Origin of the sequence: Pseudomonas sp. SWI7 (assembly GCF_006351945.1) — a bacterium.
Lineage (GTDB): Bacteria > Pseudomonadota > Gammaproteobacteria > Pseudomonadales > Pseudomonadaceae > Aquipseudomonas > Aquipseudomonas fulva.
The window spans coordinates 3428522-3451973 of sequence record NZ_CP040930.1 but is presented as its reverse complement, the minus strand read 5'-3'; the positions used below and the strand labels follow the sequence as shown (position 1 = coordinate 3451973).

Below are 23452 nucleotides of genomic sequence, written 5' to 3'. Positions count from 1 at the left end.
TTTTCGGCGAGGGTTGCTCGTGATTGTTAGTCCCCAAAAAGCATCAAGAATCCCCGGCGTCAGGCTGCGCAAGGCGCTGATGGCCAGCATGGCAATCGTTGGCCTGATGAGCGCGGGCCAGCTGTGGGCATTCAATCTTGACGATGTTGCAGCCAAGGCAAAGGATCTGGCCGGCCAGAAGTACGAAGCGCCCAAAAGCAACCTGCCGGCCGTGTTCCGCGACATGAAGTTCGCGGACTACCAGAAGATCCACTTCCTGCAGGAAAAGGCCGAGTGGGCCAACGACAAGACACCGTTCAAGCTGTCGTTCTACCACCAGGGCATGCACTTCGATACGCCGGTGAAAATCAACGAAGTCACCGCCACCAAGGTCCAGGAAATCAAGTACGACCCGAGCCGCTTCGAGTTCGGCGACGTGCCGCATGATGCCGATGCCACCAAGAACCTGGGCTATGCGGGCTTCCGCGTGCTGTACCCGATCAACAAGGCCGACAAGCAGGACGAAATCATGACCCTGCTTGGCGCCAGTTATTTCCGCGTCGTGGGCAAGGGCCATGTGTATGGCCTGTCGGCCCGTGGCCTGGCCATCGACACGGCGCTGCCTTCGGGCGAAGAATTCCCACGGTTCACCGAGTTCTGGGTCGAGAAGCCGCAGCCGGCCGACAAGCACCTGGTGATCTACGCGCTGCTGGACTCCCCGCGCTCAACCGGCGCCTACAAGCTCACCCTGCGTCCGGGCAACGACACGGTCGTTGACGTGCAGTCGCGCGTGTACCTGCGCGATCATGTCAGCCGCCTGGGTGTCGCGCCGCTGACCAGCATGTACCTGTTCGGCCCGAACCAGCCGTCCAAGGTCCTCAACTACCGTCCTGCGCTGCACGATTCCGAAGGCCTGTCCATCCATGCCGGCAACGGCGAGTGGCTGTGGCGCCCGCTGAATAACCCCAAGCACCTGTCGGTCAGCAATTTCAGCGTCGAGAACCCGCGCGGCTTCGGTCTGATGCAGCGCCAGCGCGCCTTCAGCGACTATGAAGACCTGGATGATAACTACCAGAAGCGCCCAAGTGCCTGGATCGAACCCAAAGGCGACTGGGGCAAGGGCTCCGTCGACCTGGTGGAAATCCCGACGGCCGACGAAACCAACGACAACATCGTTGCTTTCTGGAGCCCGGAAAAGCTGCCCGAGCCTGGCGAGGCGGCCGAGTTCGCCTACCGCCTGCATTGGACCATCGACGAACCCAAGTTCCAGGCGCCTGAGTTGGGCTGGGTCAAGCAGACCCTGCGCTCCACTGGCGACGTCAAGCAGTCCAACCTGATCCGCCAGCCTGATGGCAGCGTGGCTTTCCTGGTCGACTTCGCGGGCCCGGCACTTGCCGCCCTGCCTGAAGACACCCCGGTGCGCAGCCAGATCAGCGTGGGCGACAACGGTGAGGTGGTCGAGAACAACCTGCGCTACAACCCTGAAACCAAGGGCTGGCGCCTGACGCTGCGTCTGAAGGTCAAAGAAGCCAACAAGTCTACCGAAATGCGTGCAGCGCTGGTGCGCGATGTGCCCGTAAAGGCTCCAGCGCCTGCCACGGACGCCAAGCAGGACAAGGCGTCTGCCAAGCATGCCAAGGCCGAGAAAACTGCCAAGGCCGAACAACCTGCCGCCGACGCGGCGCCCACCGCCGAGGCTGCGGCCACCACCGAAAAGGTGCTGACCGAAACCTGGACCTATCAGTTGCCTGCCGATGAGTAACTCGAGCCCAAAGCCGGTATCGCTTGGCGAGTACCTGGCCCACCTTCCAATGAGCGATGAGCAGCGCGCGGAACTGGCCAATTGCGCATCGTTCAGTGAGCTGCACCAGCGCCTGGCGGCCAACTCGCACGCCAGCCCAGCCGAGGCCGTGCAGGCCTCGGTGGGCTCGCGCCTGACGGTCGGCACCGCGGGTGAACTGGAAGAGGCCGAGATGCTCGGGGTGGACGGTAACGGGCGCCTGTGCCTGAAGATCGCGCCGCCCATCACGCGTACCAAGGTCGTTCCCGAGCCATGGCGTACCAACCTGCTGGTGCGGGTATGGCGGCGCCTGACCGGGCGTACCAACGCACCGCAGCCACCCAAGCGTGAGTTGCCGGCGGCCCGCTGGCGCACTGTCGGCTCGATCCGCCGATACATCCTGCTGGCGCTGATGATCGGGCAGACACTGGTCGCTGGCTGGTACATGAAGAGCATCCTGCCCTACCAGGGCTGGTCGTTCGTCGATCTGGACGAAATCTTCGCTCAGCCGATCTGGGATACGGTGGTGCAGGTATGGCCGTACGCCTTGCAGACGTCCATCCTGATTCTCTTCGGGATTCTGTTCTGCTGGGTGTCGGCCGGCTTCTGGACTGCCCTGATGGGCTTCCTTGAGCTGCTGACCGGGCGCGACAAGTACAAGATTTCCGGCAGCAGTGCCGGCAACGAACCCATCGCGCCCGATGCACGTACTGCGCTGGTCATGCCGATCTGCAACGAAGACGTGCCGCGGGTGTTTGCAGGCCTGCGTGCAACGTTCGAGTCGGTAGCAGCCAGCGGTAACCTGGACCGTTTCGACTTCTTTGTGCTCAGCGACACCAACGACACCGACATTGCCGTTGCCGAGCAGCAGGCATGGCTGGACGTGTGCCGTGAAACCAAGGGGTTCGGCCGTATCTTCTACCGCCGTCGCCGGCGTCGGGTGAAGCGCAAGAGTGGTAACCTCGACGACTTCTGCCGCCGCTGGGGCAGCGAATACAAGTACATGGTGGTGCTGGACGCCGACAGCGTCATGAGCGGCGAATGCCTGAGCAGCCTGGTGCGCCTGATGGAGGCCAACCCTGATGCCGGCATCATCCAGACCGGGCCCAAGGCGTCGGGCATGGATACCCTGTATGCGCGCATGCAGCAGTTCGCCACGCGCGTATACGGCCCATTGTTCACGGCCGGCCTGCACTTCTGGCAGCTGGGTGAGTCGCACTACTGGGGGCACAATGCGATCATTCGCATGAAGCCGTTCATCGAACACTGCGCATTGGCGCCATTGCCAGGCAAGGGTGCGTTCGCTGGGGCCATTCTTTCCCACGACTTCGTCGAAGCCGCGCTCATGCGCCGCGCCGGTTGGGGCGTATGGATCGCCTATGACTTGCCGGGCAGCTACGAAGAACTGCCGCCCAACCTGCTCGACGAACTCAAGCGCGACCGTCGCTGGTGCCATGGCAACCTGATGAACTTCCGGCTGTTCCTGGTCAAGGGCATGCACCCGGTGCACCGTGCCGTGTTCCTGACGGGTGTCATGTCCTACCTGTCTGCGCCGTTGTGGTTCCTGTTCCTGGTGCTGTCCACGGCGTTGCTGGCGACCAACACCCTGATGGAGCCCCAGTACTTCATCGAGCCGTACCAGCTGTATCCGCTGTGGCCTCAATGGCACCCGGAAAAAGCCGTGGCGTTGTTCTCCACCACCATCGTGCTGCTGTTCCTGCCCAAATTGCTCAGCGTCATCCTGATCTGGGCCAAGGGCGCAGTTGAGTACGGCGGGCGGATCAAGGTCACCTTGTCGATGCTCATGGAAATGCTGTTCTCCATGTTGCTGGCGCCGGTGCGCATGATCTTCCACACCCGCTTCGTGCTGGCCGCGTTCCTGGGCTGGGCCGCCACCTGGAACTCCCCGCAGCGCGACGACGATTCCACACCCTGGAGCGAAGCGGTCAAGCGTCATGGTCCGCAGACCTTGCTGGGCGTGGCATGGGCAGGTCTGGTAGCCTGGCTGAACCCCAGTTTCCTGTGGTGGCTGACGCCGATCGTGGGCTCGTTGATGCTGTCCATTCCGGTCTCGGTCATTTCCAGCCGTACCCGCCTGGGTCTGGCCGCCAAGGACGAGAAGCTGTTCCTGATTCCTGAGGAATACGCCACACCGCAGGAGCTGCTGGCCACGGACCAGTACACCCACGAGAATCGCTGGCACGCCCTGCGCGACGGTTTTGTGCGCGCGGTAGTGGACCCGCGGCAGAATGCTCTGGCGTGTGCCATGGCCACTGCCCGGCACGGTCAGGCAGCGCCCATCGAGGCCATGCGTGCCGAACGCATCGTCAAAGCTCTGGAAGTTGGCCCCCATGGACTCGACCTGGGCACGCGCCTGGCATTGCTGAGCGACCCCGTGGCGCTGACCCGCCTGCACGAGCAGGTATGGTCGCAGCAGCACGCGGCATGGATCGATGCCTGGCGCGCCTCGATCAAGGGCGACCCGCATTCACCGTTGTTGCCGCTGCATCCTGAACATGAGGGTCAACCGGCACTCGCAGGCTCCTGACCTGCGCCATTGGCGGGCCAGCCCGTTCCGACCTACCCTGCAGCCGACGTTTGCAGGGTAGCGCCGGACCGGGTTGGCCCGCGACGCTTTTGCCCTTCGGGCCGATTTAGGCCAACAAAGTCCCCCCCGATGCTATATCGCCAGCGCGCCATGCGTTAGCATCCCTCTCCGATAGCTCATGGCGGCCCGCACGGCCGTACCAATAAGAAAACGCGCTACTTCTACTTTCAGGGGACTTGGTGATGTTCAAGAAATACCTTTCGCGGCTGCTGGTGGGCATGACCGCTCTGGTGGCGGTGTCCGCCGCCCAGGCCGGGGCCATCGACGAGGCCGTCAAGCGTGGCACGCTGCGTGTGGGCATGGACCCGACCTACATGCCGTTCCAGATGACCAACAAGCGTGGCGAGATCATTGGTTTTGAGGTCGACATCCTCAAGGCCATGGCCAAGTCGATGGGCGTCAAGTTCGAAGCGGTATCCACCGCCTACGACGGCATCATCCCCGCCCTGCTGACTGACAAGTTCGACATGATCGGCAGCGGCATGACCTTGACCCAGGAGCGCAACCTGCGCCTGAACTTCAGCGAGCCTTTCATCGTCGTGGGCCAGACCCTGCTGATCCGCAAGGACCTGGCCGGCGAGATCAAGTCGTACAAGGACCTGAACAACGAGAAGTACCGCCTGACCTCCAAGCTGGGTACCACCGGCGAGATGGTGTCCAAGAAGCTGATCGGCAAAGCCAAGTACCACGGCTATGACAATGAGCAGGAAGCGGTCATGGATGTGGTCAACGGCAAGGCAGACGCCTTCGTCTATGACGCGCCGTACAACGTAGTGGCCGTTGAGAAGGCCGGTGCTGGCAAGCTGCTGTTCCTCGAAGAACCCTTCACCTACGAGCCGCTGGCCTTCGGCCTGAAGAAAGGCGACTACGACAGCATCAACTTCATCAACAATTTCCTGCACCAGATCAAGCATGACGGGACCTACGATCGTATTCACGACAAGTGGTTCAAGAACAAGGACTGGCTCAAGGACATGGAATAAAAGGCAACTTCAGGCCGCAAGCTGCAGGCCGTAGCCAGTGACCGACCTTGTGGGGTCGGCTACAGGCTGCGGCTTGTGGCTTGCGGCCTGCCGTTTTCCGGAGTATCCAAAGTGATCAAACACAAGAAGGCCCAGTGGCCCTGGCATGGGCTGACTGCACTGGTCCTGATAGGCCTGGCCGTCAGCCTGTACATGGCGACCTCGATGATTTCCTACGAGTGGCGCTGGAACCGCGTCCCTCAGTATTTCGCTTACCAAGCCGAAGACGTACAGCGCGCGACCGACTATGGCACCGTGCAGGAAATCGTCATCTCCGGTGATGAAGCCCGCGTCACCCTGAAGGATGAAAGCGGGGAGCTTCAGGTCCTGGACGTGGCCAAGGACAGCCTGCAACTGAGCCGCGGCGACGACGTGGCCGAAGGGGACCAGATTGGCGTGACCCGGCACTGGGCCGCAGGTCCACTGGCCTGGGGGTTGTGGACCACCCTGTGGATTTCGGTGGTGTCCGGTGCGCTGGGGCTGGTGATCGGGCTGGTGGCCGGCCTGTGCCGGTTGTCGACCAACCCGACGCTGCATGACCTGTCGACCGTGTATGTCGAACTGGTGCGCGGTACGCCGTTGCTGGTTCAGATCTTCATCTTCTACTTCTTCATCGGCACGGTCCTGAACCTGTCCCGCGAGTTCGCCGGTGTCGCCGCCCTGGCGCTGTTCACAGGCGCCTATGTGGCCGAAATCGTGCGTGCTGGCGTGCAGTCCATCGCCAAGGGGCAGAACGAAGCGGCGCGCTCGCTGGGCCTCAATGCCGGCCAGTCGATGCGTCACGTGATACTGCCCCAGGCATTCAAGCGTGTACTGCCGCCGCTGGCCGGTCAGTTCATCAGCCTGGTCAAGGACACGTCGCTGGTGTCGGTGATCGCCATTACCGAACTGACGAAAAGCGGACGGGAAGCCATCACCACCTCGTTCTCGACCTTCGAGATCTGGTTCTGCGTGGCAGGTTTGTACCTGCTGATCAACCTGCCGCTGTCGCACATTGCCAGCCGGCTCGAGCGGAGGCTTGCGCAAAGTGATTGAAGTCCGTGACCTGCTCAAGGTATTCGACACCCGTGGCCATGTGGTACGGGCGGTCGACAACGTCACCACGCACGTGGCAAAAGGCGAAGTGGTCGTGGTCCTCGGCCCTTCGGGCTCTGGCAAGTCGACCTTCTTGCGTTGCCTCAACGGCCTGGAGCATTTCGACGAGGGCCATGTGGCCATCGCCGGCCTGGATCTGGCGCACCCCAAGACCGACATCAACGCCTATCGCCGCGAAGTCGGCATGGTGTTCCAGCATTTCAACCTGTTCCCGCACATGACCGTGCTGGAAAACCTGTGCCTGGCGCAGAAGGTAGTGCGCAAGCGCAGCAAGGCCGACCGCGAGGCCAAGGCTCGGGCCTTGTTGCAAAAGGTGGGGATCGCGGAGAAAGCCAACGAGTATCCGTCACGGTTGTCGGGCGGTCAGCAGCAACGGGTCGCGATTGCCCGCGCGTTGGCCATGGACCCGAAAGTGATGCTGTTCGACGAGCCCACCTCGGCGCTGGACCCGGAAATGGTAGGGGAGGTGCTGGATGTGATGAAGACCCTGGCCCTGGAAGGCATGACCATGGTCTGCGTCACCCATGAAATGGGCTTTGCACGAGAAGTGGCCGACCGCGTGCTGTTCTTCGACCATGGCAAGCTGCTGGAAGACTCGCCGCCCGCGGAATTCTTTGCCGCACCGAAAGACCCACGTGCGCAGGCGTTTTTGCGGCAAGTGCTCTGAAAGTGAAGGCTACCCTCGCGCAGTGGGTAGCCTTCGGATTGTGCGCTACAGGGCTCCCAAACCAAGCGCTCAGATGTTGAACCGCCTTACCATCCCCCGCAGTTGCTGCCCCAACTGCTCCAGCTCACCACTCGATGCTGCAGTCTGTTCGCTGGCTGCACTGGTCTGATCGGACGCATCACGCACATTCAGCACGCTGCGATTGATCTGTTCGGCCACCACGCTCTGCTGTTCGCTGGCCGTGGCAATCTGCTGGTTCATGCCTTGGATGCTCGAGACCGTCCCTGTGATCTGGCTCAGCGCATCGCCTGCCCTGCGGCTTAACTCCACGCTTTGCTCTGTGAGGTTCTTGCTGCTGTCCAGCAAGCGCGTGACTTCGTCGGTGCCGTTGTGCAGGCTGTCGATCAGTTGACCGATTTCTTCGGTGGCGGTGGAAGTGCGCTGGGCCAGGCCGCGCACTTCATCGGCCACTACCGCGAAGCCCCGCCCGGCTTCACCCGCCCGCGCCGCCTCGATCGCGGCGTTGAGTGCCAGCAGGTTGGTCTGTTCGGAGACCGACTTGATCACGTCCAGAATACTGCCGATGCGCTGACTCTCGCCGGCCAGATGCTGCATGGCTGCCAGGCAATGGTCCATCTGCCCGGACAACTGTTCAATGCGGCCAATCGCTTCGGTCACCACCTGATCGCCCACCTGCGCCTGTTGGTCGGCATTGGTGGCGGCCATCGATGCCTGCTCTGCGTTCTGCGCCACCTCCTGGACCGTGGCGCTCATCTGGTTCATGGCAGTGGCAACCTGGTCGGTTTCTTCTCGCTGCTGGCTGATGCGCACCTTGGTGTCTTCGCTGCTGGAGGCCAGTTGCGACGCGGCTTGCGAGAGTTGCCCGACACCGTGGTCGATGCCGCCGATCAGTTCGCGCAAACTTATCGTCATCTCACGCATGCTGGCCTGGAGCTTGCCCATCTCGTCGCGGCGCTGCACCGGTTCGACCTGGCTCAGGTCCCCTTTGGCGATACGTGCCGCCACATCCAGGGTCTGGCGCAGCGGTTGGGTGATCTGCAATGTGATCAGCCACCCGGCGATCACACCGACCACTAGCGCCAGCAGCGCCACGGTGGTCAACAGCGAGCGGGCGGCCAGTGCTTCCCTGTCGCGTTGTTCGACTTTGCGCTTGCCAAGCTCCAGGCTCACCGAGCGCAACTCGTCTCCGCGGCGCTCCATCGTGTTTTGCAGTTGCTCGGCCTTGACGGCGACCTGGCGGTACTGGTCCAGGGTCGCGCGGTATCGGGCCAATTCGGTGCCTGGTTGCTCGATCACCGTGCGCGGCAGCCCGAGAGGCGCCAGGCCCTTGACCAGTTGAGCCAGGCTGGTACTTGCGGCCTCCAAGGCGCTTTCACCGACTTTGGCGAAGTCTTCGACAGGGGAGAAGGTGTAGGCCGGTACCAGGCTTTGCTGGTTGGCGCTCTCCACATGCCGGCTCAGTGTGTCCATCATGCCCAGCACGTTGGTCTGCTGCCCATCGGCAGGCATCTTCAACAGGGCCTGGGTTTCAAGTTCATCGATGGCCGTGCTGAGTTTCTGCCCCTGAACGAGCAGGGCCTGGCGCAAGGTGGTGCGGCTGTTGGCAGTGCGCTGCAGTTCGGCGAAGTCATCGCGCAATTGCTGCAGCAAACCCAGTTTTTCGGTCAGCATCTGCCGTGACTCTTCGACATTGCTGCGCTGCTGCAGCGTAGTCAGCATGTTGCTCAATTGCTCGAGGATGCGGCCGATCCGAGTCTTGCTCTGCTCATCGTCGAGCACACGGTACGTGATGCGCTCAGCGCGCAGGTCCTTGGTCAGGTCATTGATTTCGCCAATTTCACTCAGTTGCTGCGAACGAACGATGGCGCCGTCCAGGGCGCGCCAGCCACTGATCGTGGTGACCAGCGTGAGCAGCAGGACCACGGCGAAACCGAGGGCCAACTTGGCGGCGACGCTGATGTTGCCGAGCTTGCGGTTGAGGTAACCGAGCATGGGGATTCTCCGTGCAAGTGGAAGGAATGAAGAGCACGCGCAATGCGTGCAAGCCATCCCTGCCCATCGGCGGAGGACCTGTAGGACTTGACCTGAAACCCGCGTAGGAAAATTCGGACCATATGGTCAGATCTTTTACGGTTACATAAGCCTTTCGAGCGCAACCGCACGTCTTTCAAAGAGGCTGCGTGGCAGCCTCAGTCTGAATGCGCCGATTGACCGGCACTGTCATTGGTCGTGTCGACAGGCCTGCCCGTCAGAGCTTGAAACGCCTCACCAAACCCTGCAAATGAGTGCCTAGGCGTGCCAGCTCAACACTGGAGCTGGCAGTCTGTTCGCTGGCCGCCGAGGTCTGGTCGGAAATGTCCCGTACGTTGATCACGCTGCGGTTGATCTCTTCGGCCACCGCCGTCTGCTCCTCGGCTGCCGTGGCGATCTGCTGGTTCATCGCCTGGATGGAGGAGACGGTGCGGGTGATGTTTTCCAGCGAACTACCTGCACGGCGGGTCAGTTCGACGGTGCTGTCGGTGAGTTGCCGGCTGCTGTCCATCACGCTCGCTGCGCGCTGTGTGCCGCTTTGCAAACCGGCGATCAGTTCCTCGATCTCCTCGGTGGATTGCTGTGTGCGTTGTGCCAGGCTGCGCACCTCGTCAGCCACCACTGCAAACCCGCGCCCGGCTTCGCCTGCACGGGCCGCTTCGATCGCCGCGTTGAGCGCCAGCAGGTTGGTCTGCTGGGCCACCGACTTGATCACATCCAGTACGCTGCCGATCTTGTCGCTTTCACCCTTGAGCTGGCTCATGGCCTCGCTGGAGTTGGCCACCTCGCTGGCCAGCCGCTCAATCTGCGCCACCGCTTCGCTGACCACACGATCGCCCTCACGGGCCTGCTGGTCGGCCATGACGGCTGCTTCCGAGGCCTGCTCGGCGTTGCGTGCCACGTCGTGAACGGTCGCTGTCATCTGGTTCATCGCCGTGGCAACCTGGTCTGTCTCGACTTTCTGGTTGGTAACGCCTGCGCTGGTCTGCTCGGTCACCGCCGAGAGCTCTTCGGCGGCACTGGCAATCTGGGTTACACCATCGCCGATGCCGCCAATCAGCTCGCGCAGGCCTTGGGTCATGCGCTGCATGCTGGCCTGCAACTGGCCAAGCTCGTCTTTACGCAACGAAGGTTCATGCAGGGTGAGGTCGCCGTTGGCCACCCGTTCGGCTCCACGCAGCGCCTCGCGCAGCGGCAGGATGATCTGACGGGTGATCACCCAGGCCGCCAGCAGGCCCAGCAAGACGGCCAGGCCAGTGGCCAACCCCAGCAACGCTTTTGCCTGGGCAGCGGCGGTGTCACGCACCTGGGTCTGCGATGTGGTCATGGCCTGGCTGGTCTGCATCAAGGTCACGCCTTGATCGGCCATTTGCTGCAACGCCTGGGCGCTGGCGCTCTGCGCTTCGCCGAACTGCATCACGGCGTCGCGGTAGCCGCCCATGGCGGTACTGGCGTCGGTCAGGCCGGCGGCGAATTCGGCAGGCAGCTTGGCGGGCAGCCCTCGCAACTCGTCCAGCGCCTGGTCGATGGCCTTGAGTGCGGTCTGCTGATAATCGGCATTACCGCTGTAGGTGTAACCACGCACCTGGAATCGCGCTTGCTGGAGCAGGCTGTTGACGGTGACGGCATATTGGTACTGGGTGATATCGCCCGCTTGAAGCAGGCGCTGCTGAACGCGTCCTACCAGTTCGACTGCCTTGTCCGCGCTGTCCCCCAGCACGCCGCGGCTGGCCTCGCGTCGCACATTCGTCTGCTTGAGCTGCGCGAAGGCCTGCTGGTAGGCCGCTACTGCATCGCGCTGCTGTTCGAGTCGCTGGTGATCGGCGGGTTCGTCGATCTGGCCGAGCATCAGCTGAACCTGACGATCCAGAGTGCCAAGCGCCTTCTCCATCTCACCGATCGAGGCGTCGTCGCGCTGGCGCTCATAATGCTGACGTGCAATGCGCAGCTCCTGGGCGTACTGCTGGATGACCGAGATGTTGCCCAGCTTGTCACCCCTGGCTGTGATGCTGTTCATGCCGTGCCAACCGGTCAGGGTGATGATCAGCGTCAGCAGCAGTACCAGGCCAAAGCCCAGCGCCAGTTTGCGGGTTACACTCACGTTGCCCAAAAGCTGGGCTAACCATCGATTCATAGAAACTCCCTGGCGGCTTGGCAGCACGATTCGTTGTTGTTGCCAATGCCATCGGCCAGGGAAGCGGAAACTTGATGGGGAAAAGCTGACCAGGTCGTCAGAATATGCGTGAGAGCAAGGCCGTGACGGCCGTTTCCACACGCAGGATGCGCGCACCTAGCTGCACCGGGGCCAAACCCGCCTTGCCCAGCAGATCGACCTCGTAGGGGATCCACCCGCCTTCCGGGCCAATGGCCAAGGTGACTGGCTGTTCTACAGCGCGAGGGCAGGCAGGATAATCACCTGGGTGACCAACCAGCCCAAGGGTGCCTTCAGCGATGGCGGGCAGACGGTCCTCGACGAACGGCTTGAAGCGTTTTTCGATGATGACTTCCGGCAGCACCGTGTCACGTGCCTGCTCCAGCCCCAATATCAGGTTTTCACGGATGACGTCGGGCTGAAGGAAGGGGGTCTGCCAGAAGCTCTTTTCCACCTTGTAGCTGTTGAGCAGGATCAGGCGAGGCACCCCAAGGGTGGCGACGGTCTGGAACAGCCTGCGCAGCATCTTGGGCCGTGGCACCGCCAGCACCAGGGTCAACGGCAGCTTGGCCGGTGGCGCCTGGTCGAAGCTGACGTGAAGCTCGGCTTCATGACGCTCCAGGCGCTGCACCGTCGCCAGGCCCATTAGGCCGTTGATGCGGCCTACGCGCAGGGTGTCGCCGACGGCGACCCCGTGCACATCCTGCATATGGACGAAGCGCCGATCAGCCAATACGACGCGGTCGGCCGCGATGAAATCGGCCTCCTCCAGCAGCAGCAGGTTCACGACTGCGTCGCGGGTGGTTGGTCTTGATCATCGGCAGGCTGTTCGTCGCTGCCACGCTTGCGAATCAGGCTGCCGCACAGCACGCCGACCTCGAACAGCAGCCACATGGGGACGGCCAACAGGGTCTGGGAGAAGATGTCCGGAGGCGTCAGCACCATGCCGACCACGAAGCAGCCAATGATCACGTAGGGGCGGATCTTCTTCAGGTACTTCACATCGACCACGCCAATCCAGACCAACAGCACCACGGCCACCGGAATCTCGAAGGCCACGCCGAAGGCGAAGAACAGCGTCATCACGAAGTCCAGATAGCTGGCGATGTCGGTCATCATCGAGACGCCCTCGGGCGTTGCGCTGGCGAAGAAGCCGAAGATCAACGGGAAGACCAGGAAATAGGCAAAGGCCATGCCGGCGTAGAACAGCACGATGCTCGACATCAGCAGCGGTATGGCGATGCGCTTTTCATGGCGGTACAGGCCCGGCGCGATGAAACCCCAGATCTGCTGCAGAATGAAGGGGATCGCCAGGAACAGCGAAACGATCATGGTCAGCTTGAACGGCGTCAGGAAGGGCGAGGCCACGTCGGTGGCAATCATGGTCGCATTGGCGGGCAGATGATCACGCAGCGGCGCCGAGACCAGGGTGTAGATCTGCTGGGCGAAGGAAAACAGCCCGGCAAAGATCAGGAAGATGACGGCAACGCAACGCAGCAAGCGGGTGCGCAGTTCGGTCAAGTGCGAAACCAGCGGCATGGGCTGGTCGTGTTCCGGATTCTCGCTCATGGGGCTCGCGGCGGCTCGGGCGGTACGGGAGTAGGGTGCGCAGTGGCATCGGTTTCGGCTGATGTGGCTGGCAGGCCGGCAGGCGGCTGCACGGTTGCCGTGGTCACCGGAGGCTGGGCAGGCGGCGCATTGGGGTTGAGGATGCGCTTGGCCTGCTCTTCCATGTGCATGATGTGCTCGTTGTGCAGCTGGCGGCGGATGTCATCGGCGCCGATTTCACGCTCGACTTCCATCTTGATGCTGTTGAAGCTGCGTTTGAGCCGACCGATCCACAAGCCTGCCGTGCGGGCGGCGCCCGGCAGGCGCTCGGGGCCGAGCACCAGCAGGGCGACGAGGCCGACGAGCAGCAGCTCGCTGAAACTGATGCCGAACATAAGTCAGTCTTTCCGCTGCGGCTCTTGGACCGGTTGGGCCTGGCCTTCGATGGTGTGGCCCTGGCTGGCTTGGGCGGTGGTGTGCACCGGTTGCACAGGGGGTACGGGCTGGGCCGGAGGAGGGGTAGGTTCAGCTGGCTTGGTTTCCTCTTCGTTCATGGCCTTGCGAAAGCCCTTGATCGATTCGCCCAGGTCGCTGCCCAGGTTCTTCAGCTTCTTGGTGCCGAACACCAGCACGACCACGACCAGCAGGACGATCCAGTGTTTCCAGTCAAAGATACCCATTTCGTACTCCCGAAAATTGTGTGAAGGTCACCGGGCGTCAGCCCTGAACATACATCAGGCCGAAGGCTGGCGGGCGGCTTTTTCGTCATGGCCCGACAACCCGAAGCGCCGGTCGAGTTCATCGAGCACGGCCTGCGGGTGCTGACCCAGGGCGCTGAGCATCACCAGGCTGTGAAACCACAGGTCGGCCGTCTCATAGATGACGTCGCTGCAGTCCTTGCTAAGCGCAGCATCCTTGGCGGCAATGATGGTTTCGACCGACTCTTCGCCGAGCTTTTCCAGAATCTTGTTGAGGCCCTTGTGGTACAGACTGGCCACATAGGAGCTGTCCGGCGCTGCCTGCTTGCGTTCTTCGAGCACGGCGGCCAGCCGGTTGAGGGTGTCGCTCATGTCAGTGTCCTGCGTCGTAGATGGCGTGCGGGTCTTTCAGAACCGGGTCGACGGTGGCCCATTGGCCATTCGAATAGACGCGGTAGAAGCAGCTTTCCCGGCCGGTATGGCAGGCAATGTGGCCCACCTGTTCGACCATGAGGATGATCACGTCGGCGTCGCAGTCCAGGCGCATTTCGTGAAGCTTTTGCACATGGCCCGACTCCTCGCCCTTGCGCCACAGTTTGCCACGCGAGCGCGACCAATAGATGGCGCGTTGCTCAGCAGCGGTCAACGCCAGTGCTTCACGGTTCATCCACGCCATCATCAGCACGCGTCCGGTCTTGTGGTCCTGGGCGATGGCAGGCACCAGGCCATCGCTGTTCCACTTGATCTCGTCCAGCCAGTCTTTCATCGTCGACTCCAAAACGGGCCCGTCTGCGTCGCGGGCCTTTTGCGCTAGTGTGCCAGCCACGGGCGCGGCTGGCTATTGGCGCACGATCAGGTAAAGGCCTGCGGCCAGCATCAACCAGGCCGGCCACGCAGTGGCTGCCGCCAGGCTACCGGCCTGCAGGGCGACACCGCCCAGGATCACGCCCCCGCCCAGCAAGCCGGCACCGAGCAGGCGCAGGGCCCAATGATCGCCATGTCGGCGCTCGGGCATCTTGGGGTCGTGCAGGTGCGGTTGCGACAGGCGTTCGAGCAAGTCCCGGGTCATGTTGGCCAGGTGAGGCAACTGCTCAGCCTGGCTGTGCAGGTTGCCCAGCAACGCCTTGGGGCTCATGCGCTGACGCATCCAGCGCTCAAGATAAGGCTTGGCCGTGCTCCACAGGTCCAGCTCGGGGTACAGCTGACGCCCCAGGCCTTCGATGTTGAGCAGGGTCTTCTGCAGCAGCACCAGTTGAGGTTGCACTTCCATGTTGAAGCGGCGCGCGGTCTGGAACAGGCGCATCAGCACCTGGCCGAAGGAAATGTCCTTGAGGGGTTTTTCGAAGATCGGCTCGCACACGGTGCGAATGGCCGCTTCGAACTCATTGACCTTGGTATTGGCCGGCACCCAGCCCGAGTCGATGTGCAGCTGGGCGACGCGGCGATAGTCGCGCTTGAAGAAGGCAATCAGGTTGCGCGCGAGGTAATCCTGGTCTTCATCGGTAAGGCTGCCGACGATGCCGCAGTCGATGGCAATGTATTTGGGGCTCCACGGCTTGACCGTGCTCACGAAGATGTTGCCCGGGTGCATGTCGGCGTGGAAGAAGCTGTCGCGAAACACCTGCATGAAGAACACTTCGACGCCGCGTTCGGCCAGCATCTTCATGTCGGTGCGCTGATCGGCGAGGGTGGCCATGTCGGTCACCGGTACGCCATAGATACGCTCCATCACCAGCACTTTCGGCCGGCACCAGTCCCAGTAGACCTGGGGCACGTACATCAGCTCGGAATCCTCGAAATTGCGCCGCAGCTGGCTGGCATTGGCCGCCTCGCGAAGCAGGTCGAGTTCGTCGTAGATGGTTTTTTCGTAATCGCCGACAACGTCCACCGGGTGCAGGCGGCGTGCATCGGCAGAGATGCGTTCGGCGCCCTTGGCGATCAGGAACAGCCAGGCGATGTCGGCAGCGATGATCGGCTTGAGCCCCGGTCGGACCACCTTGACCACCACTTCTTCACCGCTTTTCAGGCGTGCAGCGTGCACTTGCGCCACCGATGCGGAGGCCAGGGGCTCCACGTCGAAGCGGCTGAACACCTCACTCACCTTGGCCCCAAGCTGGGCTTCGATCAGCGCCACGGCCTTCTGCGGATCGAACGGCGGTACGCGGTCCTGCAGCAGCATCAGTTCGTCGGCAATATCGGTGGGCAGCAAGTCGCGCCGGGTAGACAGCAGCTGGCCGAACTTGATGAAGATAGGCCCCAGGTCCTGCAGCGCCATGCGCAACCGCGCACCGCGGCTCAGCTCGGAGGCCCGACGCGGCAGCCAGCGCCACGGCAACAGCAGGCGCAGGCTCATCAACCACCAGGGCAGAGGGTAGTCGAACAGCAGGTCATCGAGCCGGTAGCGGATGACGACGCGCTGGATGCGGAAAAGGCGGCGGAAGGCGAGCAGCTTCATGCGTTATCGCTGGAATCAAGGGATCGGGAAAGGCGCAGGATGCGCGCCTCGAGGCGTTCTGTATCGACCTTCATGGCATCGAGTTCGCTGAAGGCGGCCTCGGCTTCGCGCTTGCCTACCAGCGTACGCGATTCTTCCGCCAGGTACTCGGACAGGCTCTGGCTCAAGCGCGCCAGGCCTTGGCGGGTCCAGCGGGTGCGCAGGCGAATGTGCCCTGCGATCAGGGACGTGGGCACCGGGCCCAGCCACTTCTGCAGCTCATGCTCCCAGTCCAGCTCGAGGTCCTGGAGAATGCCGAACAGATCGAGCAGGGCCGCGGTGTCGCCATGCAATTGCACCTGTGGGCTGTGCAGGACTGCTGTCTTGTCCCGCGACAACGCCAGGTGCGCCAGGCTCGCTGCCGGTGCACGCAGCCGACAGTCGACCTCGCCTTCCCAGGCACTGGCCAGCATCAGGCCCTGTTCGTCGGGCAGGATGAAGACCTGCATGGCCGGTTGGCGGCAGTCGATCTCGATGACCTTGCCTTCCAGCGCCGCCAGCCTTGGCAATGCCGTGCTGTCCATGCGCAGGACGCGGTTCAGGCCATGTTCGGCGCTGGCGAGCAGACCGGCCATGAGCATCAGGGCTTGATCCCCCGGTGCACGGCCACGATGCCGCTGGTCATGTTGTGGTAGGTCACCCGGTCGAACCCGGCTTGCACCATCATGGCCTTGAGGGTTTCCTGGTCAGGGTGCATGCGGATCGATTCGGCCAGGTAGCGGTAGCTCTCGGAGTCGTTGGTGATGAGCTTGCCGGCCAGGGGCATGAAGGCGAACGAATAGGCGTCGTAGGCCTTGGACATCAGCTTGTTGGTCGGCTTGGAGAACTCCAGCACCAGCAGGCGGCCGCCCGGCTTGAGCACGCGCAGCATGGAACGAATGGCGTCTTCCTTGTGGGTGACGTTGCGCAGGCCGAAGGCGATGGTCACGCAATCGAAATGGTTGTCCGGAAACGGCAGCTTCTCAGCGTCGGCCTGGACGAACTCGATGTTGCCGGCCACGCCACGGTCCAGCAGGCGGTCGCGGCCGACCTTGAGCATGGACTCGTTGATGTCGGCCAGCACCACGTGCCCGGTCGGGCCCACCAGGCGCGCGAACTTGGCTGCCAGGTCGCCCGTGCCGCCGGCGATGTCGAGCACACGGTTGCCGCTGCGAACGCCCGACAGCTCGATGGTGAAGCGCTTCCACAGGCGGTGCATGCCGCCGGACAGCACGTCGTTCATCAGGTCGTATTTGGCCGCCACCGAGTGGAACACTTCGGCGACTTTGCGCGCCTTCTGGCTCTCAGGCACGTCCTGGTAGCCAAAATGGGTCGTGGGTTCGGCGTGGTCGCCTTTGCGCTGGTCGTTCATATCGCTTCACCGAAATTAATTGACGCCATTCTAGGGCGAACGAGCGGATTTGTCTTGGCGGGGTGTACCGCCAGGCGGGGGCGGGCATAATGTCGATTATGTCTACATGTTCAGGAACACCCGCATGACCCAGATCAGCGTCGAACGCAAACACACCCTTGGGCGCGACGCCGCCCGTGCCAAGGCCCAGGCGCTGGTGGATCGCCTCAGCCGCGAGTATGACCTCAAGGCCTCATGGGATGGCGACCGCGTCGATGTGGCACGCAGCGGTGCGAACGGCAGCGTGCACATCGGCCAGGACAGCATCCGTGTCGATCTCAAGCTCGGCATGATGATGTCGATGATGAGCGGCACCATCAAGGGCGAAATCGAACGGGCGCTGGACAAGGCGCTTGCCTGAATCTGGACACCGGCCATTCGGCCCGGTTCGCCGGGTGATGGCGAACGGGGCGTTTCAGGTGGGCTCGGCAAGAAATTTCATGATGACCGGCGCGATGGCGTGCGGCCGGGTGATCAGAAACAGATGACCATCATCGATGATGTGCAGCTGCGCGTTGGGAATACGCCAGGCCAGCAGACGCATGTTCACCAGCGGAATCAACGGATCGTCATCCCCGGCCAGCACCAGGGTGGGCTGGCGGAGCTTGTGCAGCCAGTGGATGCTGGTCCAGCCAACTGCTGCGAACAGTTGCCAGTAATAACCCAGCTTGCCAGCCGAGCGTGCCGTGGCCGCGTGCTTTAGCGCCAGGTGCGGATCCCGGCGAAACCCGCCGCCATACACCAGCGGTGCGATGCGCATGACATGCGCCGGGTCTACGTACCGGCGGGGGCTGGCCATGCTCCACAGCACCTTGGGCTTGCCAGGCACCATCACCGCCCCTGCCGCCGTGGCGGCCAGGATGAGTTTTCGGCAGCGCTGCGGGTAGTCATGGGCGAATTGCTGAGCCAGCCCACCTCCCCACGACACACCGATGACGTTGACCTGGCCGTAATTTAGCGCGTCGAGCAGCCGAGCGGCGAGCCGGGCAAGCCCTGAAAACCGATAGGGCCGCTGCGGCGTGGATGAACCGCCCACACCCGGGGCATCGAAGGCGATGACCTGCAGGTCGGGGTCCAGTGCCTCGATGAACGGAAATATCAGCTCGAAGTTGGCCCCGATGCCGTTGAAGATCAGCAAGGGCGCCAGGGTCGACTGACCTGGCCGCACGACGGTACGGATGGACAGGCCATCGAGCTCGACCGTTTTGAACACGTAGGGTGACGGCATGCGCATGGCTCCTGGAGCAGGTAAACGCCTTGGCACCGCGCAGGTGGCCACGGCGCAGGGGTTCAACGCTGGTGCACGTAGCGGCCTGGCGCAGACTCGGCTGCAGGATGACTGGGGCACCCCAGGTGGCCCGGCGCCTCGATCAATGCCCCGGCCCGCTCGACCAGCCAGCCCTGCCAGTGCAGCCACCATGAATCGACATGCCTGACGGCGTCCTCTTGCCACGCCAGCGGATCGTCATGCTGGCCACCGCCGGCCTGAAAGCGCGCCTTCGGGTTGCCTGGCGGGTTGATGATGCTCTGGATGTGCCCGCTGTTGGAGAGCACGAACTCGACCTTGCCGCCGAACAGTCGCGCCGAGCGGTAGCAAGCCTGCCAGGGCGTAATATGGTCGGCATTGCCCGCCACGCTGAAGAGATCGCACTTGACCTGCTTGAGGTCGATGGCGGTACCGCAAACGGTGATGCCACCGGGACGGGTGAGCGGATTGCCCCTGTACATCTCGATCAGGTCGGCATGGAATGCGGCGGGCAAGCGCGTGGTGTCGTTGTTCCAGTACAGGATGTCGAACGCTGGCGGCTCGTTGCCGAGCAGGTAATTGTTGACCCAGTAGTTCCAGATCAGGTCGTTGGGACGCATCCAGGCAAACAGCCGGGCCAGATCGCTGCCCTCGAGCACCCCCGCCTGCTGGGATTGACGCTTGGCCGCATCCAGCGCCTGGTCGTCGACGAACAACGCCAGCGCGTTGTCGAGCGTGGCGTCCAGCACGCTGACCAGCAAGGTCAAGGCATTGACCTTGGTTTCATGGCGCGCCGCAAGGTGGCCCAGCAGCGCGGTGCAGGTGATGCCCCCTGAGCATGCACCGAGCATGTTCAGGGTCGCACTGCCGGTGATGCTCAGCACGGCGTCCACTGCCTCGCCCAGTGCTCGCACATAGGTGGACAAGTCCCAATCGCGCTGCGCCCTGGTCGGGTTGCGCCAGCTGACCATGAAGGTCTGTTGGCGGGCGTCCAGGCAGAAGCGCATCAGGCTTTTTTGCGGGCACAGATCAAAGATGTAGAACTTGTTGATCTGTGGGGGCACCACCAGTAATGGCCGTTCATGCACCTGCTCGGTGAGGGGGCTGTACTGGATCAATTCCAGCACCTCGTTACGGTACACGACCGCGCCGCGACTGCTGCCCAGGTCCTTGCCCACCTCGAAAGCATCCATGTTCACCTGGCGGGGCATGCCGCCGTTGTGGACCACATCCCTGGCCAGGTTCGACAGGCCATCAAGCACGCTTTTGCCGCCGGTCTCGAAGAAACGCTTGAGTGCGGCAGGATTGGACAGGTTGTTGGTAGGCGCCAATGCTTCGGTCATGAGCTGGATGACGAACTGCCCACGGCTGATGTCCTCAGGGGGCAGGTCACTGCTGCTGATCCACGCCTGGAGTTCGTTACGCCATGCCAGGTAGCCTTGCAGGTAGCGTCGGTAAAGCGGGTTCTGTGACCAGGTCGGGTCGCTGAAGCGGCGGTCATCGCTGGCAGGGGCGAGGCTCGATTTGCCCAGCACCACATTCTTCAGTTCGAGCCCGAAGGCAAGCGCGTGCTTGGCACTGTGCAAGGGCTGGCGTACGGCCTGGCGCAGCACGGTCTGGGCCGTGCCCAACAGGTCCTTGCGTTGAACGCCGACCATCGGGTTCAGGCCCGCGGCGCGTTGCGGGGCCTGCTGCTGATCTTCATTGTTTTTGTTACTCATCCGCGACGCTCCGTTGTCTGAGACGAGTACCGGCTGCCGAGGGGTGCACCGACGTGTCCCCGATACCGCTACTCGGGTAATCCGTGACCACGTCCTGCACTGCTACGGGCGATCAGGCGCCTGCCGCGCCATGCTGGTAAATGGCCACCTCTACTGGTTACCCGAGTTTCAGGCGCGAAGCAACCTGGCGCTGTCGTATGTTCCTTATCACTGTCAGTTGGGTCGGCATGGCGGGCGAAGGCGTTTGCCAGGAGAACAGTTAAAGCATCAGCTTGACCACGGATTCCGAAGGGTCTCGCGTCTTGCCGGCCTTGTGCAGTGCCTCAAGGTATTCGGCCCACAAGACGTCCTGACGCAGACACAACTGTTCCAGGTATTCCCAGGTGAACAGACCACTGTCATGGCCATCGTCGAAGGTGAGTTTCAGGGCGTATTGCCCAGCCGGTTCCAGCCCGACGAGGCCGACGTTGACCTTGCCAAACTGCAGGATGGGGTTGCCGTGCCCCTGGACTTCGGCCGAGGGGGAGTGCACGCGCAGGAATTCGGCGGGCAGGTGGTAGACCTCATCGGGCCCATAGGTGAGGCGCAGGGTCTTGGAGGCTTTGTGCAGGTTGATGGCGGTAGGCATGCGAGCCATGGGCGTGATCTCTGTTTGAGTTACACACCGCACGCTACCCGCTGCACGAAATGCTCGCCAGCTTCTTGAGCAAAAAACCTGTTTCGCCAGGCTGCAAGCGTCGCACGGGGCGCTTGCAGCCTGGCGCGGGCCCGTTACAGGATGTAGCGGGACAGGTCTTCGTTCTGGGCCAGCTCGCCCAGGTGGCTGTTCACATAGGCTGCGTCGATCTGGATCGGCGCTTCGTCATGGGCACTGGCCAGGTCGCCGGCGCTGAACGACACCTCTTCGAGCAGGCGCTCAAGCAAGGTGTGCAGGCGACGGGCACCGATGTTCTCGGTTTTCTCGTTGACCTGGTAGGCGATTTCGGCCAAACGCTTGATGCCATCCTCGACGAACTCGATGTTCAGCCCTTCGGTCTTGAGCAGTGCCTGGTACTGTTCGGTCAGCGAGGCATGCGGCTCGCGCAGGATGCGCTGGAAGTCTTCCGGGGTCAGGGCCTTGAGTTCCACGCGGATCGGCAGACGACCTTGCAGCTCAGGCACCAGGTCGCTCGGCTTGCTCAAGTGGAACGCGCCCGAGGCGATGAACAGGATGTGGTCGGTCTTGACCATGCCCAGCTTGGTGTTGACCGTGCAGCCTTCGATTAGCGGCAGCAGGTCGCGCTGTACACCCTCACGGGAGACATCGGCGCCGCCGACATTGCCGCGCTTAGCGACCTTGTCGATCTCATCGATGAACACGATGCCGTGCTGTTCGACCGCTTCCAGCGCCTTGGCCTTGAGCTCTTCTTCATTGACCAGGCGACCGGCTTCTTCGTCGCGCACCATTTTCAGCGCTTCGCGAACCTTCAGCTTGCGCGACTTGCGTTTGCCCTTGCCCATATTGGCGAACAGGCTCTGCAACTGGTTGGTCATTTCTTCCATGCCAGGGGGGGCGGCGATTTCGACGCCCACGGCATCGGCCACCTCGATTTCGATTTCCTTGTCGTCCAGCTGGCCTTCGCGCAGGCGCTTGCGGAACAGCTGGCGGGTATTGGAATCGGAACTGGTCTGGGCGGCTTCCTCGCTGAAGCTGCTGGCCCGTGCCGGTGGCAGCAGGGCGTCGAGGATGCGCTCTTCGGCGGCATCCTCGGCGCGGTGGCGCACACGGATGATTTCCTGCTCACGCAGCATCTTCAGAGCAGCGTCGGCCAGGTCGCGGATGATGGATTCCACATCGCGGCCCACATAGCCCACTTCAGTGAACTTGGTGGCTTCGACCTTGAGAAACGGGGCATTGGCCAGCTTGGCCAGGCGCCGGGCGATCTCGGTCTTGCCCACGCCGGTGGGGCCGATCATCAGGATGTTCTTGGGCGTCACTTCGGCGCGCAGCTCGGCAGGGAGCTGCATACGGCGCCAGCGGTTGCGCAGGGCGATGGCCACGGCGCGCTTGGCGTCGTCCTGGCCGATGATGTGACGGTTGAGCTCGTGGACGATCTCGCGGGGGGTCATGGACATGATCAATAGGGTCCTCGTACGAATGATTCAGCGTGGAAAAGCCCCGTCACCGAGACGGGGCGCCAAAGCAGCTGATCACTCGGCCAGGTCCTGCTCCTCGATGGTCAGGTTGTGGTTGGTGAACACGCAGATGTCACCGGCGATGTTCAGCGCGGTCTCGGCGATTTCGCGGGCCGAGAGGTCGGTCTTGTTCAGCAGTGCACGGGCTGCGGCCTGGGCGTAGGCGCCGCCGGAACCCATGGCGATCAGGCCGTCTTCGGGCTCGACCACGTCACCGTTGCCGGTGATGATCAGCGAGGCATCCTTGTTGGCCACCGCCAGCATGGCTTCGAGGCGGCTCAGGGAGCGGTCGGTACGCCATTCCTTGGCCAGTTCCACGGCCGCGCGGATCAGGTGGCCCTGGTGTTTCTCCAGTTGGCCTTCGAAGCGTTCGAACAGGGTGAAGGCATCGGCAGTGGCGCCGGCAAAGCCCGCGATGACCTGACCGTGGTACAGGCGACGCACTTTCTTGGCGTTGCCTTTCATCACGGTGTTGCCGAGGGATACCTGGCCGTCGCCGCCCATGACGACTTTGCCATTGCGGCGGACTGAAACGATGGTGGTCAAGGGAGAGTCTCCACGCAGCGGGGCGAAAATGCCTGTTGCAAACTCATATGGGGGTGCAGGACGGGATTTCAACCGCGGGGGATGAACGGTTCGAGGGGGGGCGGGTGCGGGATCAGTGACGGAGTATTGCCCAAATTCTGAGGAAACACTTTAGATGGGGTACGCAGCAGCCCAGGATTTAGGTTTCGTAGCCATTATCGTTGGGGCCGCTGCGTGGCCCTTAACAGCACGCTTTCAACGCCCCCCGATTGTAGGGGTGGTTTCGGTTGGTAAACGTGA

General features: G+C 62.7%; 22 protein-coding genes and 2 pseudogenes. 6 read left to right on the top strand and 18 right to left on the bottom strand.

Annotation, left to right across the window (positions count from 1 at the left end; genetic code table 11):
* Nucleotides 1-19: 19 nt before the first annotated feature.
* The 5 genes from FH041_RS15820 to FH041_RS15800 all read left to right on the top strand — a co-directional run bounded on the left by FH041_RS15820 (nt 20) and on the right by FH041_RS15800 (nt 7151).
* Nucleotides 20-1741 (top strand): glucan biosynthesis protein G, encoded by a 1722-nt coding sequence (locus FH041_RS15820; protein WP_218938939.1) that lies wholly within the window; start codon nt 20-22, stop codon nt 1739-1741.
* Nucleotides 1734-4307 carry a glucans biosynthesis glucosyltransferase MdoH gene (gene mdoH / locus FH041_RS15815; protein WP_027914054.1) on the top strand — a complete coding sequence of 858 codons (2574 nt, stop codon included), beginning with the start codon at nt 1734-1736 and terminating at the stop codon, nt 4305-4307. Before FH041_RS15820 ends, mdoH begins: the two co-directional genes overlap by 8 nt.
* 242 nt (nt 4308-4549) lie before the next feature.
* A complete protein-coding gene (locus tag FH041_RS15810; protein ID WP_023533017.1) occupies nt 4550-5350 on the top strand; it encodes a transporter substrate-binding domain-containing protein in 801 nt (266 codons plus the stop codon).
* A gap of 111 nt (nt 5351-5461) precedes the next feature.
* On the top strand, nt 5462-6424 hold the full coding sequence (locus tag FH041_RS15805; RefSeq protein WP_049696735.1) for an amino acid ABC transporter permease: 963 nt from the start codon (nt 5462-5464) through the stop codon (nt 6422-6424).
* Entirely contained in the window at nt 6417-7151 is a 735-nt protein-coding gene (locus FH041_RS15800) for an amino acid ABC transporter ATP-binding protein (protein ID WP_027914052.1), read from the top strand. Before FH041_RS15805 ends, FH041_RS15800 begins: the two co-directional genes overlap by 8 nt.
* 69 nt (nt 7152-7220) lie before the next feature.
* Here FH041_RS15800 and FH041_RS23290 read toward each other — a convergent pair whose 3' ends face one another.
* From FH041_RS23290 to ubiE, 13 genes and pseudogenes are all read right to left on the bottom strand, one after another.
* Complete coding sequence (locus tag FH041_RS23290) at nt 7221-7925, bottom strand: methyl-accepting chemotaxis protein (protein WP_371259662.1); 705 nt, start codon at nt 7923-7925, stop codon at nt 7221-7223.
* Nucleotides 7926-8123: 198 nt separating this feature from the next.
* Nucleotides 8124-9164 (bottom strand): annotated as a pseudogene (locus tag FH041_RS23285) (methyl-accepting chemotaxis protein); the annotation flags it as partial.
* A gap of 256 nt (nt 9165-9420) precedes the next feature.
* A complete protein-coding gene (locus tag FH041_RS23280; protein ID WP_373682151.1) occupies nt 9421-10125 on the bottom strand; it encodes a methyl-accepting chemotaxis protein in 705 nt (234 codons plus the stop codon).
* A 198-nt stretch (nt 10126-10323) separates the two neighbouring features.
* A pseudogene (locus tag FH041_RS23275) lies at nt 10324-11220 on the bottom strand (methyl-accepting chemotaxis protein); the annotation flags it as partial.
* Nucleotides 11221-11434: 214 nt separating this feature from the next.
* A complete protein-coding gene (locus FH041_RS15785; protein ID WP_028687261.1) occupies nt 11435-12142 on the bottom strand; it encodes a 16S rRNA (uracil(1498)-N(3))-methyltransferase in 708 nt (235 codons plus the stop codon).
* Nucleotides 12139-12924, bottom strand: coding sequence for a twin-arginine translocase subunit TatC (gene tatC / locus FH041_RS15780; protein WP_027914048.1), 786 nt, complete (start codon nt 12922-12924; stop codon nt 12139-12141). The genes FH041_RS15785 and tatC overlap by 4 nt, the downstream gene beginning before the upstream one ends.
* Complete coding sequence (tatB, locus tag FH041_RS15775; RefSeq protein ID WP_027914047.1) at nt 12921-13298, bottom strand: Sec-independent protein translocase protein TatB; 378 nt, start codon at nt 13296-13298, stop codon at nt 12921-12923. Before tatB ends, tatC begins: the two co-directional genes overlap by 4 nt.
* A 3-nt stretch (nt 13299-13301) precedes the next feature.
* A complete protein-coding gene (locus FH041_RS15770) occupies nt 13302-13583 on the bottom strand; it encodes a twin-arginine translocase TatA/TatE family subunit (RefSeq protein ID WP_027914046.1) in 282 nt (93 codons plus the stop codon).
* A 54-nt stretch (nt 13584-13637) separates the two neighbouring features.
* Nucleotides 13638-13973 carry a phosphoribosyl-ATP diphosphatase gene (locus FH041_RS15765; RefSeq protein WP_023532983.1) on the bottom strand — a complete coding sequence of 112 codons (336 nt, stop codon included), beginning with the start codon at nt 13971-13973 and terminating at the stop codon, nt 13638-13640.
* A 1-nt stretch (nt 13974) separates the two neighbouring features.
* Nucleotides 13975-14367 (bottom strand): phosphoribosyl-AMP cyclohydrolase, encoded by a 393-nt coding sequence (gene hisI / locus FH041_RS15760; RefSeq protein WP_023533064.1) that lies wholly within the window; start codon nt 14365-14367, stop codon nt 13975-13977.
* A gap of 72 nt (nt 14368-14439) precedes the next feature.
* Complete coding sequence (gene ubiB / locus FH041_RS15755) at nt 14440-16056, bottom strand: ubiquinone biosynthesis regulatory protein kinase UbiB (RefSeq protein ID WP_027914045.1); 1617 nt, start codon at nt 16054-16056, stop codon at nt 14440-14442.
* The gene (locus FH041_RS15750) at nt 16053-16676 is read right to left on the bottom strand and encodes an SCP2 domain-containing protein (RefSeq protein ID WP_027914044.1); all 624 of its coding nucleotides are present in this window, start codon (nt 16674-16676) and stop codon (nt 16053-16055) included. Before FH041_RS15750 ends, ubiB begins: the two co-directional genes overlap by 4 nt.
* Entirely contained in the window at nt 16676-17446 is a 771-nt protein-coding gene (gene ubiE / locus FH041_RS15745) for a bifunctional demethylmenaquinone methyltransferase/2-methoxy-6-polyprenyl-1,4-benzoquinol methylase UbiE (protein WP_027914043.1), read from the bottom strand. The genes FH041_RS15750 and ubiE overlap by 1 nt, the downstream gene beginning before the upstream one ends.
* A 124-nt stretch (nt 17447-17570) precedes the next feature.
* On the opposite strand from ubiE, the gene FH041_RS15740 reads away from it, so the two are divergent.
* On the top strand, nt 17571-17846 hold the full coding sequence (locus FH041_RS15740; protein WP_023533042.1) for a polyhydroxyalkanoic acid system family protein: 276 nt from the start codon (nt 17571-17573) through the stop codon (nt 17844-17846).
* 54 nt (nt 17847-17900) lie between these two features.
* Here the strand turns inward: FH041_RS15740 and phaZ are convergent, their stop codons facing one another.
* From phaZ to hslV, 5 genes are all read right to left on the bottom strand, one after another.
* On the bottom strand, nt 17901-18713 hold the full coding sequence (phaZ, locus tag FH041_RS15735) for a poly(3-hydroxyalkanoate) depolymerase (protein WP_042139516.1): 813 nt from the start codon (nt 18711-18713) through the stop codon (nt 17901-17903).
* Between the two features lie 62 nt (nt 18714-18775).
* Nucleotides 18776-20452: a class II poly(R)-hydroxyalkanoic acid synthase gene (gene phaC / locus FH041_RS15730; protein ID WP_027914042.1), complete on the bottom strand. Its 1677-nt coding sequence runs from the start codon at nt 20450-20452 to the stop codon at nt 18776-18778.
* 259 nt (nt 20453-20711) lie between these two features.
* Nucleotides 20712-21089, bottom strand: a complete 378-nt coding sequence (locus FH041_RS15725; RefSeq protein WP_023532890.1) for a gamma-butyrobetaine hydroxylase-like domain-containing protein — start codon at nt 21087-21089, stop codon at nt 20712-20714.
* Nucleotides 21090-21223: 134 nt separating this feature from the next.
* Nucleotides 21224-22567 (bottom strand): ATP-dependent protease ATPase subunit HslU, encoded by a 1344-nt coding sequence (gene hslU, locus FH041_RS15720; protein ID WP_023533050.1) that lies wholly within the window; start codon nt 22565-22567, stop codon nt 21224-21226.
* 75 nt (nt 22568-22642) lie between these two features.
* Nucleotides 22643-23173 (bottom strand): ATP-dependent protease subunit HslV, encoded by a 531-nt coding sequence (gene hslV / locus FH041_RS15715; RefSeq protein ID WP_023533032.1) that lies wholly within the window; start codon nt 23171-23173, stop codon nt 22643-22645.
* Between the last annotated feature and the right edge of the window lie 279 nt (nt 23174-23452).